Source organism: Nitrosomonas halophila (assembly GCF_900107165.1).
GTDB classification, from domain to species: domain Bacteria; phylum Pseudomonadota; class Gammaproteobacteria; order Burkholderiales; family Nitrosomonadaceae; genus Nitrosomonas; species Nitrosomonas halophila.
The window spans coordinates 18,622-33,282 of the sequence record NZ_FNOY01000006.1 but is presented as its reverse complement, the minus strand read 5'-3'; the positions used below and the strand labels follow the sequence as shown (position 1 = coordinate 33,282).

General features: G+C 55.4%; 14 protein-coding genes. 11 read left to right on the top strand and 3 right to left on the bottom strand.

Translation table 11 applies throughout. The annotated features are described in order from the left end of the window. Nucleotides 1-25: 25 nt before the first annotated feature. Nucleotides 26-2,329 (bottom strand): penicillin-binding protein 1A, encoded by a 2,304-nt coding sequence (locus BLV85_RS02520; RefSeq protein ID WP_090411805.1) that lies wholly within the window; start codon nt 2,327-2,329, stop codon nt 26-28. A gap of 229 nt (nt 2,330-2,558) precedes the next feature. Here BLV85_RS02520 and BLV85_RS02515 point away from each other — a divergent pair, with 229 nt between their 5' ends. From BLV85_RS02515 to BLV85_RS02490, 6 genes are all read left to right on the top strand, one after another. Then, the gene (locus BLV85_RS02515) at nt 2,559-3,680 is read left to right on the top strand and encodes a pilus assembly protein PilM (RefSeq protein WP_090411803.1); all 1,122 of its coding nucleotides are present in this window, start codon (nt 2,559-2,561) and stop codon (nt 3,678-3,680) included. A gap of 91 nt (nt 3,681-3,771) precedes the next feature. Then, nucleotides 3,772-4,377 (top strand): PilN domain-containing protein, encoded by a 606-nt coding sequence (locus BLV85_RS02510; RefSeq protein WP_090411801.1) that lies wholly within the window; start codon nt 3,772-3,774, stop codon nt 4,375-4,377. Further along, nucleotides 4,374-4,985 carry a type IV pilus inner membrane component PilO gene (locus BLV85_RS02505; RefSeq protein WP_090411799.1) on the top strand — a complete coding sequence of 204 codons (612 nt, stop codon included), beginning with the start codon at nt 4,374-4,376 and terminating at the stop codon, nt 4,983-4,985. The genes BLV85_RS02510 and BLV85_RS02505 overlap by 4 nt, the downstream gene beginning before the upstream one ends. A gap of 29 nt (nt 4,986-5,014) precedes the next feature. Beyond that, nucleotides 5,015-5,509, top strand: a complete 495-nt coding sequence (locus tag BLV85_RS02500) for a pilus assembly protein PilP (RefSeq protein WP_245725050.1) — start codon at nt 5,015-5,017, stop codon at nt 5,507-5,509. After that, complete coding sequence (locus BLV85_RS02495) at nt 5,509-7,659, top strand: type IV pilus secretin PilQ (RefSeq protein ID WP_245725049.1); 2,151 nt, start codon at nt 5,509-5,511, stop codon at nt 7,657-7,659. Before BLV85_RS02500 ends, BLV85_RS02495 begins: the two co-directional genes overlap by 1 nt. 108 nt (nt 7,660-7,767) lie before the next feature. Further along, a complete protein-coding gene (locus BLV85_RS02490) occupies nt 7,768-8,769 on the top strand; it encodes an ornithine cyclodeaminase family protein (protein ID WP_090411795.1) in 1,002 nt (333 codons plus the stop codon). A gap of 34 nt (nt 8,770-8,803) precedes the next feature. On the opposite strand, the gene trmL is transcribed toward BLV85_RS02490, so the two are convergent. Both trmL and BLV85_RS02480 read right to left on the bottom strand, forming a co-directional pair. After that, nucleotides 8,804-9,268 carry a tRNA (uridine(34)/cytosine(34)/5-carboxymethylaminomethyluridine(34)-2'-O)-methyltransferase TrmL gene (gene trmL / locus BLV85_RS02485; RefSeq protein ID WP_090411793.1) on the bottom strand — a complete coding sequence of 155 codons (465 nt, stop codon included), beginning with the start codon at nt 9,266-9,268 and terminating at the stop codon, nt 8,804-8,806. Between the two features lie 55 nt (nt 9,269-9,323). Next, a complete protein-coding gene (locus BLV85_RS02480) occupies nt 9,324-9,911 on the bottom strand; it encodes a ComF family protein (RefSeq protein ID WP_245725048.1) in 588 nt (195 codons plus the stop codon). A 242-nt stretch (nt 9,912-10,153) separates the two neighbouring features. Between BLV85_RS02480 and bioB the strand changes: the two genes are divergently transcribed. The 5 genes from bioB to bioD are packed head-to-tail and all read left to right on the top strand — an operon-like array spanning nt 10,154 to nt 14,649. Then, nucleotides 10,154-11,161, top strand: coding sequence for a biotin synthase BioB (gene bioB, locus BLV85_RS02475; RefSeq protein ID WP_090411789.1), 1,008 nt, complete (start codon nt 10,154-10,156; stop codon nt 11,159-11,161). Between the two features lie 5 nt (nt 11,162-11,166). After that, a complete protein-coding gene (gene bioF / locus BLV85_RS02470) occupies nt 11,167-12,333 on the top strand; it encodes an 8-amino-7-oxononanoate synthase (RefSeq protein WP_090411787.1) in 1,167 nt (388 codons plus the stop codon). Beyond that, on the top strand, nt 12,330-13,100 hold the full coding sequence (gene bioH / locus BLV85_RS02465) for a pimeloyl-ACP methyl ester esterase BioH (RefSeq protein ID WP_090411785.1): 771 nt from the start codon (nt 12,330-12,332) through the stop codon (nt 13,098-13,100). The genes bioF and bioH overlap by 4 nt, the downstream gene beginning before the upstream one ends. Next, complete coding sequence (gene bioC, locus BLV85_RS02460) at nt 13,078-13,971, top strand: malonyl-ACP O-methyltransferase BioC (protein WP_090411783.1); 894 nt, start codon at nt 13,078-13,080, stop codon at nt 13,969-13,971. The genes bioH and bioC overlap by 23 nt, the downstream gene beginning before the upstream one ends. 3 nt (nt 13,972-13,974) lie before the next feature. After that, nucleotides 13,975-14,649 (top strand): dethiobiotin synthase, encoded by a 675-nt coding sequence (gene bioD / locus BLV85_RS02455; protein ID WP_090411781.1) that lies wholly within the window; start codon nt 13,975-13,977, stop codon nt 14,647-14,649. Nucleotides 14,650-14,661: the final 12 nt, after the last annotated feature.

Sequence of the window (14,661 nt, the reverse complement as noted above, 5' to 3'; positions counted from 1 at the left end):
GTCAGTGCGGGAGCTTTATGGATGCTCAGAACAGCTGGTTTTCGAGCTGATCAGTGATGCCGAAATCTCTATACAGATAATCCGTTTCAGGAGGAAGCTGTTCTTGGAAAAAATATTCATTGAGCGTTCCATATTGATCCCTTAAGCCCGTTTCCGGATTGATTTTTGCAACCACGATCCCCCTGGGTGGAGAAGGATTGGCGACAGGTGCGGATTTGAGTGCGCTGGCCATGTAGTCAATCCAGATGGGCAGTGCTGTCCGTCCCCCGGTTTCGTTGCGCCCCATCGATTTGGGCTCGTCAAAGCCCATCCAAGTCACTGCCACCAGATTTTTCTGATACCCGCAGAACCAGGCATCGATATAGTTGCTGGTCGTGCCGGTTTTGCCAGCGATATCATTGCGGCCGAGCGCTTTTGCCCGGGTAGCGGTTCCTCTCTGAATGACATCTTGCATCATGCTGGTCATGAGAAAGGCATTGCGTGGATCAATGACTTGCTTGGCGTTCTTGGCCGCAGTGGCAAACCGGACTCGCTCGAGTACCTTGCCGGTATCATCCTCGACTCTTTGAATGAAATAGGGATGGATGCGATAACCGCCATTGGCAAAGACGGCATAACCGGCAGCCATTTGCATCGGTGTCACCGAGCCCGCACCAAGCACCATGGGGAGAACCGGGGCATGCTGTTTGCCATCGAAGCCAAAGCGCTGAATATAGTCCTGAGCGTAAACAGGGCCAATGGCCTGCAGAATGCGGATGGAGGCCAGGTTTTTCGAATGGGTCAGGGCTGTGCGCATCCTGATCGGACCGCTAAATTTGCCATCAAAATTTTTCGGTTCCCAGGGTTTGCTTCCGGTTTGTTCGGGGCCCAGAAAAAGCGGCGCATCATTGATGATAGTGGCTGGTGTGAAGCCCTTTTCAAGCGAGGCGGAGTAAATGAATGGCTTGAAGCTCGATCCCGGCTGACGCCAGGCCTGCGTGACGTGATTGAATTTATTAAGATTGAAATCAAAGCCGCCGACCAATGCGCGGATGGCGCCATCGGCCGGGTCGATTGCAACCAGCGCGGCTTCGATCTGTGGTAGTTGTGTAATTTGCCAGCTATTTTTTCCGTCTCGGGTTATGCGGATCAACGCACCCGGCCGGATGCGTTGATCGCCCAGTTTAGCATCATTGGTCATGAATTTTCGGCCCGGTTTCAGCCCGTTGCCCGAGATCCGAATCGTTTCGCCGCTTTTGAGATAGACTTCAATCGAGTCAGCGCTGACGGATAACACCAATGCAGCCAGAATATCGTCACTGTCGCGGATGCCTTGCAGGGTGTTTTTCAGATCTGCGCGTTGCTTGGGTAGCCCGAGAAATGCTTCTGCTCCCCGGTAGCCATAGCGTTCGTCATAGGTCATCACCCCTTTGCGCAGCGCCCGGTAGGCCGCGTCCTGGTCGGTTTTTCTCAGGGTTGTGTAGACCTTGAAGCCGCGCGTATACGCTTCTTCGCGATAACGCTGGTAGACGACCTGGCGTGCCATTTCAGCCACGTAGCTAGCCGGCATCGCAAATACCCGGACCGGCCGATGGATGGCGATGGGTTGTTTCCTGGCGCGCGCCAGTTCCTTTTCTGAAATGTATTCGAGTTCATGCATTCTTCGCAACACATACTGCTGTCGTGTTTTTGCGCGTTCCAGATTGACAACGGGGTTGAAACGGGAGGGCGCCTTGGGAAGCCCAGCCAGCATGGCGGCCTCGGCCAGCGTGATGTCACCGAGCGGCTTGTTGAAATAAGTCCGGGCTGCTGCCGAGAATCCGTAGCTCCGTTGCCCAAGGTAAATCTGATTGATGTAGAGCTCGAGGATACGATCTTTGCCCAGGCTATGCTCAATTTTAAAAGCCAGTAATGCTTCACTGAATTTTCTGGTCAGTGTTTTTTCCTTGGTCAGAAAAAAATTACGCGCGACTTGCATGGTAATGGTACTGGCACCCTGGAGTGCGCCACCGGCTGTGAAATTGGAATAGATCGCGCGTAAGACACCAATGTAATCCACGCCATGATGTTGGTAGAAACGATCATCCTCGGCTGCCAGGATGGCCTGCCGGAGCGAAACGGGCACTTCAGCAAACTTGACAAAATCGCGGCGCTCCTCACCGAATTCACCAATTAGTAAACCTTCGGCGCTATATATCCGTAAAGGTATTTTGGGACGGTAATCAGTGAGCGTGTCAAGAGAAGGCAGGGTCGGCAGTATGACCAGCGCGGCGAAGACCAGCAGCATGGCACTGACCATGCCCACGGCGAACATGGCCAGGAAGATGCGAAAAAACCAGCGGAATAGCATTGGAAGTTAGTTTCGGGTCGGTAAAAAAATAATTTAACACGGAATTATAAAGGGTCTATCGGTTGTTAATGCATGTGCATCAACCCATTACGAAATTTGCCAGGAATCGGCGTCGACTGCGGGTATGTACGTCATTGGGCAAATCAACGGGAGCAGAGCATTGTCGAACGGGCGGTAGCGCGAGAGCCGCGCATTTTTTGAGCAATCAATTCCACATATAACAATAAGTATGGCGTTGAATAAATCAATATTCAAGAAAAATATCGATTTCAGTATGGGTTTTCTGGGGAATGCATCCAGGTTGATAGGTGTGGATGTGGGTACTGCCTCAGTCAAAATGGTCGAGTTTTCCCGAATGGGTGGGCGTGCTCAAGGGATCCGGCTGGAGCGCTATGTGATCGAGCCGATCCCGGCGACAGCTATCCAGGATGGCAATATCAACCAGCTTGACCCGGTGGGAGAGAGTATCCGGCGTGCTTGGCAACGGATGGACACACGTCAGAAAAAAATTGCGATGGCGCTGCCGGCAGCACTTGTGATCACCAGGAAAATCTGTTTGCCTGCAGATTTGCAGCAAGATGATTTAATCTTCCAGGTCGAAGCCGAGGCCAGTCAATACATGCCGTTTGCGCTGGATGAGGTCAATTTTGATTTTCAAGTCATGGGACCTGTGCTCCATCAGCCGGAAAACATGGAAGTGTTGCTGGTGGCTTCGCGCCGGGACAAAGTTGAAGATCGCGTGGCGGCCGCAATGATTGCGGGTTTGAAAGTGATCGTGATGGATGTCGAGCAGTTTGCGGCCCAAGCCATGTTTTCTGAAGTGATCATGCGGCAATTGCCGGGTGGGGGTAAAGATAAAGTGATTGTTCTGGTAGATATTGGTGCCCACAATACCCGGGTCAATGTGCTTGTCAATCATGTGTCGGTGTATATGCGCGATCAATTCTTTGGAGGTGCCCAGCTTACCCAGGCCATCCAAAACCGCTTTGGGCTCTCGCTGGCAGAAGCCGAGATGGCCAGGCGCAGCGGAACATTGCCAGATAGCTACCATAATGAGGTTTTGATGCCTTTTCGCGGGCAGTTACTGCAGGAAATCACTCGCGCGCTACAGTTCTTTTTCACATCCACTTCATTTGCTCGGGTGGATTATATTTTCCTATCCGGCGGTTGCGCATGCCTCCCTGGCCTGAAGGAGACTGTGTTCGAACATACGCAAATCACTACGCAACTGGTCAATCCATTTGCGGGTATCGGGTTGTCTAGCCGTATTGTACCCAGGCAACTCAATATGGATGCCCCTGCACTTCTGATTGCCAGTGGATTGGCCAAGCGTGGTACGGTGATGCACTGATGTAGAAATGCCTAACGGGTGGAGGCGGCCGATGATGCATGGCGTAACCATGGCAAGAATGAACAGCGTGTGATCGATTGAGGCGACCGGCATGATCCATATCAATTTGCTTCCCTATCGTGAAACTGAACGCCAATTACGCCGGCGGCAATTCGCCTGGATGGCCGGCTTGCTATCGTTGCTGGGTGTGTTGGTGGTGTGGGGTGTGCATGCCGTCCTGGCGTCTGGCCTCGCGTATCAGGACAAGCGCAATCGGTTTCTGCAGGCTGAGCTGGTCAAGCTTGAACGGCAGCTGACTGAAATTCAGGCGATCAGGGAAAAAACCCAGGCGCTGCTGGCGCGTAGGCGTGTGGTCGAGAGCCTGCAGGCGAATCGTGTTCTAGTGGTACAGCTACTGGATCAAATTGCACGGCAAATGCCGGAAGGCGTTTATCTGAAAAGTCTCAGGCAAAGCAAGCAGCAGCTTCATCTTGGCGGCTATGCCCAATCTCATGTCTGGGTGTCACGCTTGATGCGCAGTCTGGAGGCCTCTCCCTGGTTTGAGTCGCCGCTGCTGATCGAAATCAGAGCGGTTACCGTGAATGGCGCGCGACTCAATGAATTTGACTTGAGTGTCAGGCTCGTCGAGCGACCGGACCGTGCTGCGCAACAAGATGCGATCGATAGGTATGCTGAATCGGGGAGGGATCAGTTATGAGCTTGCTGGATGAGATTGTCCATGTGCGTTTCAGTGAACCAGGCAATTGGCCGAAAGCGGTCAAGGTCTGCGCACTGGCAGGGTTGGTGGGGAGCATTATCCTGGCGGGGTATTTTCTGGACTGGACAGCACAATGGGCAGCCCTGGATCAGGCGCGGACGCGAGAGGCCGAACTCAAGAACACTTATGTGCTCAGGAAGCGTAGTGCGATGAATCTCGATGTCTTGCGTTTGCAACTGGCAGATGTAGAGCAAACGCTACGCACTCTGTTAACACAACTGTCCGATAAATCTGAGTTGGATGCCTTGCTGGTGGATATCAATCGTGCTGGATTGGGGCGCGGGTTACAGTTCGAGTTGTTCAAACCAGCAGCGCGCGAAATCATCCAGGACTTTTATGCCGAGTTGCCGGTTACATTCAGGGCAACCGGCAGTTATCACGATATTGGTGCCTTTGCCAGCGATCTGGCCTTGCTGCCACGCATCGTGACGCTGCATGATATAGAAATCATTCCAGGCCATAACCATCAACTGGTGCTGCATGCGGTTGCAAAGACCTATCGCTATCTCGATGAGGCAAGCGCTGAACTGAATGAGGCAAATCCTTGAGTGGGCGGCTCCATCCATGCGTGCTTCTAGTGAGCATTCTGCTGAGCAGTGGCTGTGGCGAGCAAGGTTATGATGACCTGGAGGCTTTTATCGAAAACTCGGGAGGGAATTTGCACGGGAAAATAGATGCCTTGCCGGTAATCCAGCCGCTCAAGGGTTTCGTTTATCAGCCATTTGAACTGCAGGATCCATTCAGCAATCGTGCAGGCCGACAGGACAAAACTGTCCGGAATGAACGTCAACCTGATCCGGCGCGCCCCAAGGAGGCACTGGAGAGCTATCCGCTGGAGAATTTGACCATGGTGGGCTCGCTGCAGCGTGGCAGGCATGTCTTTGGTTTGATCAAGACGCCGGATAACAGCATTTATCGAGTCAAAAGAGGCAATTATCTGGGAGAAAATTTTGGCTTGATTGCGAAAATTACCGAAGCGGAGATTACTTTGAGGGAAATCGTGCGCAACGGTGACCATGACTGGACTGAGCGTATGAGCGTGCTCATGCTGCAGACGCGGGAGCGAGAATAATGAACTGGATGAAGCTTGAGGCATGGTGCAGCAAAAGGCGGTTGCTGTTCATCCGAATGACTTTGTGCGCATTAGGGGTTTGTTTGCTGGCGGCGGCCTGGCTGGCGCGCGCAGCGGATGCGCCCCTGGTCAAAAACAGTATTCGTGCGCTGGATATATCGGTTCATGAAAATGGTTGGCTGATTGTCAGAATAACACTTGATCGAGCGCTCGCGGCGCCTCCTGCCGGCGTATTGCTGAATAATCCAGCACGCCTCTACTTCGATTTGGATCAGGCTGCCAGTGCGCTCGATAAGTCTGGGGTTGAAGTCAGGCAGGGCGTTCTGCATGGAATCGATGTCGTCCAGACCGAGGACCGGACCCGCTTGATCATGAATTTGTCGAAAGCAGTGGGTTATGAAAGCACCCTTGACAATCACCACCTGCTGATAGTCCTCAAGGAAGCCAGGCTGGTCCATACACCCTCTGATCCAGCAATGTTTGCCAGTGCCGGTGTGCAGCCAGGCCGGACACGGATGAGTCTGTTGGATATCGACTTCCGGCGCGGGGTACAGGGCGAAGGGCGGGTCGTGGTGGAGCTGTCCCAGCCTGGAGCGGTTGTTGATGTGCATCGTCAAGGCGGCAGGTTGCTGGTGGAGTTTGCAAAAGCTTACCTGCCGCCGAATCTCGAGCGACGCCTGAATGTCATGGATTTTGCCACACCGGTGCAATTTATCGAAGCCATCACAAGGGACGACAGTATATGGCTGACAATTGAACCCTATGGTCATTGGGCCCATGTAGCCTATCAGACAGGGAGACAGCTGATACTCGAGGTGAGGCCAGTCAATGAGGATGAGCAAATCCCCATCCATAAAAGGCTGGCCAGTGGAGGGTACACCGGAGAGAAGCTGTCGCTCAATTTCCAGGATGTGGAAGTTCGCGCGGTCTTGCAAGTGATTGCCGATTTTACCGATCTGAATATCATCGCCAGCGATTCCGTCAAGGGCAGCTTAACCCTGAGATTGAAGGATGTGCCCTGGGACCAGGCACTGGATATCGTACTGCAGACAAATGATCTCGATAAGCGCAGAGTGGGCAATGTCATTTTTGTGGCGCCAAGGGAAGAAATTGCTGCCCGCGAGAAACTGCAGCTGGAACAACGCCAGCAAATTTCAGAACTGGAGACTTTGCATACAGAAACTTTCAAATTGAATTACCGGACGGCGAGTTCAATTCCGCTCAAAGGCATCCTGAGCCAACGGGGTGCGGTCGAAATCGATGATATCAGCAATACGCTGACCGTTACCGATATCCCGGCCAGGCTGGCCGAAGTGGCCAAGCATATTGGCCATCTTGACACCCAGGTGCGGCAGGTCATGATCGAAACCCGGATTGTCGAAGCGACCGACACCTTCAGCCGCAATCTAGGCGCCCGTTTCGGCGTCCAGAACGCGACCCGGATCGGAAACCGCAATCTGGGCATTTCGGGGAATCTGGATCATTCCAGTGATTTGGCTGCCGGGATGCCGCCCGGAGGCGGGCACAATCTGAATGTCAACTTGCCGGCTGCGGCGCTGGCCGGGGTTGCCGGCGGTCCGGCCGCGCTCGGTCTGAGTTTGATCAAGATTAACAATGGCAGGTTGATCAATCTGGAACTGTCCGCGCTGGAATCGGACAGCAAGGGGCGCATTATCGCCAGCCCGCGCCTGGTTACGGCCAACCGGGTGGAGGCGAGTATCGAGCAGGGGACTGAAATACCCTTCCAGATCGTGAGTGCGACCCGGCCACAAATTCAGTTCAAGAAGGCCGTGCTTGGCCTTAAAGTTACGCCACAAATCACGCCCGATGACAATATCATCATGAAGTTGCAGGTCAATCAGGATACCCGCGGCGAGAATACGCCAGCCGGACCTGCTATCGATACCAAGCAGATCATTACCGAAGTATTGGTGGAGAATGGCGGGACGGTAGTCATTGGCGGTATTTTTGAGCAGATAGAAAAGGAAGATCGCAACCGAGTGCCCTTCCTGGGGAACATTCCCATTCTGGGCAATTTGTTCAGGAATACAGCAAAACGTGATGACAAGCGGGAATTGTTGATATTTGTGACGCCTCGTATCTTGCATGAGAACCTGGGTGGCAGCATACGTTCTGCCTTGAATGACTGAATGACTGAATGACTGATGGCCTGCCAGGGAAGCGCCAAGAGTTCGTGGCCGGAGGCACCACTGGCCGGTTAATCATGACTGATCTTTGTTTATAAATAATATATTTTTATGGAAATACGTATTTTATCTGCAGCTGACATCAGGCAAGCCTTGCCGATGACGGCGGCCATTGCCGGCATGAAGCAGGCATTTGTTCAGCTATCAGCGGGACAAGCTGCAATGCCCCTGCGCAGCCGGTTGGAGGTGGCTGCCGTTTCGGGAGAGACGATTGGGACTGTGCTGGTCATGCCAGCACATCTGCAGCAAAGCCAGGGCCTGGCCGTGAAAGTGGTTTCGGTCTTTCCTGACAATCCATCAGCCGGCTTGCCATTGATTCATGGGGTTGTCATGGTGCTGGCAGCAGATACAGGCCGGCCGCTGGCGCTGATGGAGGCGGCTTCGCTCACGGCTATTCGTACCGGTGCCGGCTCGGGCGCGGCGACAGATCTGTTGGCCAGCGCTGAAGCGAGCATCGTTGCGATCATTGGCAGTGGCGTTCAGGCGCGCACGCAGTTGGAGGCCGTCTGCAGCGTGCGTGATGTTCAGGAAGTGCGTATCTATAGCCCAACCACTGCCCACGCCGAGAAGATGGCGGCCGAAATGGCGGGTACCGGGCCCGTGCCGCAGCGCATCACGGTAGCGGCCAGTGCCGATAAAGCTGTTTCCGGAGCCGATATTATTTGTACGGCCACTACTTCACCCACGCCCGTTTTCAGCGGCAAACAGCTCAAACCGGGTGCCCATGTCAATGGTGTCGGTTCTTATACCGTAGCGATGCAGGAAGTGGATAGCGAAACAGTGCGCCGCGCGCTGGTTGTTGTCGATGCAAGAGTATCAGCGCTCAATGAGGCGGGTGATTTGGTCGTGCCCTTGCAGCAGGGGCTGATCACCCAAGCGCATATTCATGCTGAACTGGGTGAGATCCTGTCGGGATCAAAGGCGGGTCGTAGCCACCCCGATCAGATCACTTTTTTCAAATCGGTCGGGGTGGCTGTGCAGGATGTCAGCGCAGCCCATATCGCCTATCAGAATGCCTTGAGCAAGCATTTGGGCGCTGTGGTCGCGCTTTGACGCCCTGCGTCTCATTTTGGCATCCATTGGGCTGTTACATGCCGCCTTCGAAACCATTTTGTCGCCAGGCCTCATAAACGATAATCGCAGCAGAATTGGCAAGATTCAGGCTGCGGCGGGCGGGCAGCATCGGGATGCGAATGCGGCGATGGTGCGGAAAAGTCTCCAGCAGATCTCTGGGCAAACCCCGGCTTTCCGAGCCGAATAAGAAAACATCCTGATCGGTGTAGCTGACTTGATCGTGATGCTGTGTCGCTTTGGTGGTCACTGCGAACATGCGCCTGCCTGGCAGATTTGCCAGGCAGGCATCCCAATTGTCGTGGATGATCAGGCAAGCCGATTCATGGTAATCCAGTCCCGCACGCCGTAGCTGTTTGTCGTTCAGTTGGAATCCCAGAGGCTTGATCAGGTGCAAGCGTGTGCCTGTGTTGGCGCAGAGGCGGATGATATTGCCGGTGTTGGGCGGGATTTCGGGCTGATAGAGAATAATTTCAAGCATGCAGGTTCAACTTCTTTGAGTAATGGGTAAGGCAGTCATTCTGCGCGTCAGGTGATCAGGCCGGGTGTTGATCGCCGATCATGCATTGTGCTGCATTGGCAAAGGGGCGGGGCAGCACGCGTGCCACGACCCAGATACTGATGCGGGCCGCGCCTTGGTGCTGAATAACGCTGGCCATTTCAGCCAGCGTTGCCCCGCTTGTCATGACGTCATCCAGAATCGCGACATGTTGTCCGGAGAAGTCGAGCGCACAGGCAAAGGTGTGCCGGACATTCTTGCGCCGCTTTTTCCAGGAGAGTGCCGTCTGGGAGGGCGTTTCGCGGGTGCGTGTGCAGGCAGCCGGCAGCAACTTGTCGCCTGTCTTCTGGCATAAGTGGCGCCCGATTTCGAGTGCCTGGTTAAAACCTCTTTGCCGCAATCTGGCTGGATGAATGGGCACCGGAACGACGCAATCAGGCCGGATCGCGGACGCAACCTCGGCAAGCAGCAAATCGGCCAAGATTGGCGCAAGCGTCAGATCGGTCTGGTATTTCAAGCCCTGGATCATGGCATCAACCGGGAAGGCGTATTGTAAAGCGGCTTTTGCATCTGTCCAGACCGGCGGTTTGGCCAGGCAGGTGCCGCAGAGGCGCGCAGGAGTCATAGGCAGCAGGCAGGCCGGGCAATGCTCGCGAGGCAGCCAGGGCAGGCTGCGGATACAGGCATCGCATAGGGCCTGATCACAGGCCGCAAGGCATAACAGACATTGTCCATGCTGAAAGCACTGCCCAAGGTTTAATCGTTTGTTCAGTATTTGAGAAAGAAAATTTGACAACTCTGACGCTATCCCTGATGATTCGGCGGAACTTATTATAACTTGGAGCAAGGCTTTCGCCGTCAACGAACATGGAATCTGGAACTGGTTTAATTTCTGGCAAGCAATCGGTGCCGCAATCAGAACATTCGGGTCAATCGGATCAGTCGTTCCGTTGGCCTATTGCGCGCATCCAGGCATTATTGGATCTGCCCTTTGCAGATCTGCTCTATCAGGCGCAAACAGTCCATCGCCAGCATCATGAGGCGAATGCCGTGCAATTGTCCACTTTGCTGTCTGTCAAGACCGGCGGCTGCCCCGAGGATTGTGCCTATTGTCCACAGGCGGCGCGCTACCATACCGGGGTGCAAAATCAGGCGATGCTGTCCCAGGAGGAAGTCGTGGCAGCGGCCAGCCGCGCCAAACAAAGCGGGGCGACCCGCTTTTGTATGGGTGCTGCTTGGCGGGGGCCCAAGCAACGCGACATCGAGCGCATGGCCGAGATGATCGCCGCAGTCAAAGCGTTGGGTATGGAAACCTGCGCCACCCTGGGGATATTGAAACCCGGCCAGGCTGCCCAGCTCAAACAGGCCGGACTGGATTACTATAATCACAATCTTGATACAGCGCCCGAATTCTATGACGAAATCATCACGACGCGCCATTATCAGGATCGCCTTGAGACGCTGCGAGAAGTGCGTGACGCCGATATCAATGTCTGTTGTGGCGGTATCGTTGGCATGGGAGAGTCGCGTGCAGCCCGGGCGGGCCTGATCGCGCAGCTGGCCAATCTCGATCCCTATCCGGAATCGGTGCCGATCAACTATCTGGTCCAGGTCGAGGGGACGCCGTTGTATGGAACGCCCAAGCTCGATCCTTTTGAATTCATCAGGACCATCGCGGCCGCGCGGATCACCATGCCGAAAGCGATGGTCAGGCTCTCCGCCGGCCGGCAGGAGATGCCGGAGGCGGTGCAGGCGTTATGCTTCCTGGCCGGGGCTAACTCCATATTCTACGGTGAGAAATTGCTGACTACGGGCAATCCCGAAGCTGACAACGACAGGGCCTTGTTTGAGAAACTGGGTTTGCATGCCTTGTAGGCACTATGCTGACAGATTTGTATGCGGCGCTGCGCACGCGGCAGCAGGACGGACTCTATCGTTCTCGTCCAGTGCTGGAAGGGCCGCAGTCACCACATGTGACGATTGACGGTAAAAATTATCTCGCATTTTGTAGCAACGACTATCTAGGGCTGGCTAATCATCCCGCGCTGATTGCTGCTGTTTCGGAAGGGGCGCGGCGTTATGGCGTGGGCGCAGGTGCATCGCATCTGATCAGCGGCCATTCCCGCGCGCATCACGAGCTGGAGACGGGGTTGGCGCAATTTAGCGGGTTTCCGCGCGCACTGTTGTTTTCAACCGGCTACATGGCCAATCTGGCGGCGGTTACGGCCCTGATCGGGCGCGGCGATATAGTCTTTGCTGACCGGCTCAACCACGCATCACTCAATGACGCAGCCCTGCTTTCCCGCGCGCAATTTGTGCGTTATCCGCATCTTGATCTGGATGCGCTTGCGCGCCAGTTGGCGAAATTCCCGGCACGCAGGCGTTTGGTCATGACTGACGCGGTATTCAGCATGGACGGTGATAGAGCGCCCATCGCGGATTTGCTGGCATTATGTCAGCGTTTCGATGCCTGGTTGCTGCTGGATGACGCGCATGGATTCGGTGTGCTGGGCGACCAGGGCAGAGGCAGCCTGTTTCTTTCCAATGTGCATGGCCAGCAGTATCCCCAGCTCATTTATATGGCGACGCTCGGGAAGGCCGCCGGTGTATCGGGAGCCTTTGTGGCCGGGCAATCAGCGGTCATCGAAACGCTCGTGCAGCATGGGCGCAGCTATGGCTATACCACGGCAACCCCTCCATTGCTGGCGCATGCGCTGCTGACGAGCTTGCAGCTGATCGCGCAGCAGACCTGGAGGCGGGCGCAGTTAGAGCGCCTGATCGAACGGTTGCAGCACGGATTGCAAGCCCTGCCGTGGCCACTGATGGCCTCGGAGACACCGATTCAGCCGCTACTGGTAGGAGAAAGTCAGGAAGCCGTGCGGCTGAGCATGGCTTTGCGCGAACAGGGCATCTGGGTGCCGGCGATTCGTCCGCCGACTGTCCCGCTGGGTCAGGCGCGGCTGCGGATAACATTGTCTACCGCCCATTCGGAAACCGATGTCGATCAGCTGGTCAGGGCCTTGCATGACTTGGCGGATATTTCATGAATGGGATGCATATTGAAACGGCGGGTGATGGCCCCGATCTGGTCATGCTGCATGGCTGGGCCATGCACAGTGGTATCTGGGACAGTGTCGCCGCAAGACTGCAGTCACGCTTTCGTTTGCACCGGATTGATTTGCCAGGCCATGGGTTAAGCCGCGATTGTCGGCTTGACACACTCGATGGCGTGGTGTCACGAATCGCTGCCCAGCTGCCCGAACGCTGCATCGTGTGTGGCTGGTCGCTTGGCGGGCAGATTGCGATCAAGCTCGCGTTGCGGGCGCCGGAACGCGTGCATCGGCTTGTGCTGGTTGCCACCACCCCCTGTTTCGTGAAACGGGTCGACTGGCCATGGGGAATGGAGCCATTGACACTGCAGTACTTCATGGAGAACCTCGCGCGCGACTATCAACAAACCCTGAGCCGTTTTCTGACGTTGCAGGTGAGAGGGGGTGTCGATCAGAGCAAGGTCCTGGCGCAATTACGCAGCAGCCTGTTGCAACGCGCCCAACCCGAACCGAATGCCCTCCGGGCAGGTCTGCAGATTTTGTTGACGAATGATTTGAGAGCCGAATTGAAGGAGATTATGCAGCCGGTCTTGTTGATTCATGGAGAGAATGATGTGATTACACCGATCGCTGCCGCCAACTGGATGCAGCAGCAATTTCGCCAGGCGCAGTTAAAGGCTATTCCGCACTGCGGACATGCCCCATTTCTTTCTTTCCCCGGATTGTTCACGGATTGTTTCGATGCTCTACGATCATACCCTTGACAAGCGCCTGCTGCGGCGGGCATTTGAGCAGGCGGCCGCCAGCTATGAGCAGTCGGCTGTGCTGCAGCGTGAGATCTGCGATCGCATGCTGTCGCGTTTGGAATATATAAAATACATGCCCGATACGATACTCGATGCCGGCAGCGGACCGGGTTATGGCACACGTCTATTGGCTGCGCGCTATCCCGCAGCCGCGATGATGGCGATCGATATCGCGCACTCAATGCATCTGCAGGCGCGCGCATCTGGGGCTGACATGTTGCCTGGCTGGCAGCGATGGCTGCTATTTGTCCACCGTCGCAGCACGGGCTATATTTGCGCGGATATCGAGCAGTTGCCGCTGCACGAGGCCAGCATCGGGATGATCTGGTCTAATCTGGCCATTCAATGGTGCAATGATCTCAAACAGACATTCTCGGAAGCGCATCGTGTGCTGAAAGCGGGTGGATTGCTGATGTTCAGCACATTTGGGCCCGATACGTTGAAGGAGTTGCGCCAGGCCTTCAAACCCGTGGATCGCTTCAGTCATGTCAATCGTTTTACGGATATGCATGACATTGGCGATCTGCTGGTGCATTGTGGTTTTTCACTGCCGGTCATGGATATGGAATACATCACGCTGACCTATGATGATGTCAGGGGTGTGATGCGGGATCTCAAGGCGATCGGGGCGCAAAACGTGACGCATGGCCGGCGCCGCGGCCTGACTGGCAAAGGGGTCTGGCAGCAGGTAATCGATCGCTACGAAGCGTTGCGCCAGGATGGCAAGTTGCCGGCAACCTATGAGGTCGTGTATGGCCACGCCTGGAAACCGGAACCACGCACCGTCAGCCTCAAGCCGGAAACCCGGCGCAAGCTCGGATTGGACTAGCCAGTGACGACGGCTGGATGGTTTGTAACGGGCACCGATACCGGTGTTGGCAAGACGGTCGTCAGCTGCGCGTTGCTGCACGCCCTGGCGGCAAGAGGTCATTCCGTGGTCGGCATGAAGCCGGTAGCGGCGGGTTGTGAGAACGGACGATGGCAAGATGTGGAATTACTGATTGCGGCCAGCAATTATGATGCCCCGCGCGCCTTGATCAATCCATACGCCTTCACGGAACCGATTGCGCCACATATTGCTGCGCAGCAGGCGGGTCAGGCCATCGACTTGGATGTGATTCAGCGGTCGCATGCCAACCTTCGCTCCCAGGTGGATGTCACAATTGTCGAAGGTGCCGGCGGTTTCCTGGTGCCGTTGGGCAGCCGCCACGACATCAGTGATCTGGCCAGGGCGCTGGGACTGCCGATCATATTGGTCGTCGGGATGAGGCTGGGTTGCCTCAACCATGCCTTGCTGACTTGCCGTGCCATTCATGCCGCTGGCTTGACCCTGGCCGGTTGGGTGGCCAATCGGATCGATCCGGCTATGCTGCAGCCGGAAGAGAATCTCCGTGCGCTGATTGAACGCCTGGACTGCCCCTTGCTAGGCGTTTTACCGCATCAGGCGCCTGTCGACATACACTACATGGCTGACCAGATCGATCTCTCCAAGCTCGGCCTGAACTGATGCCGCACTGGC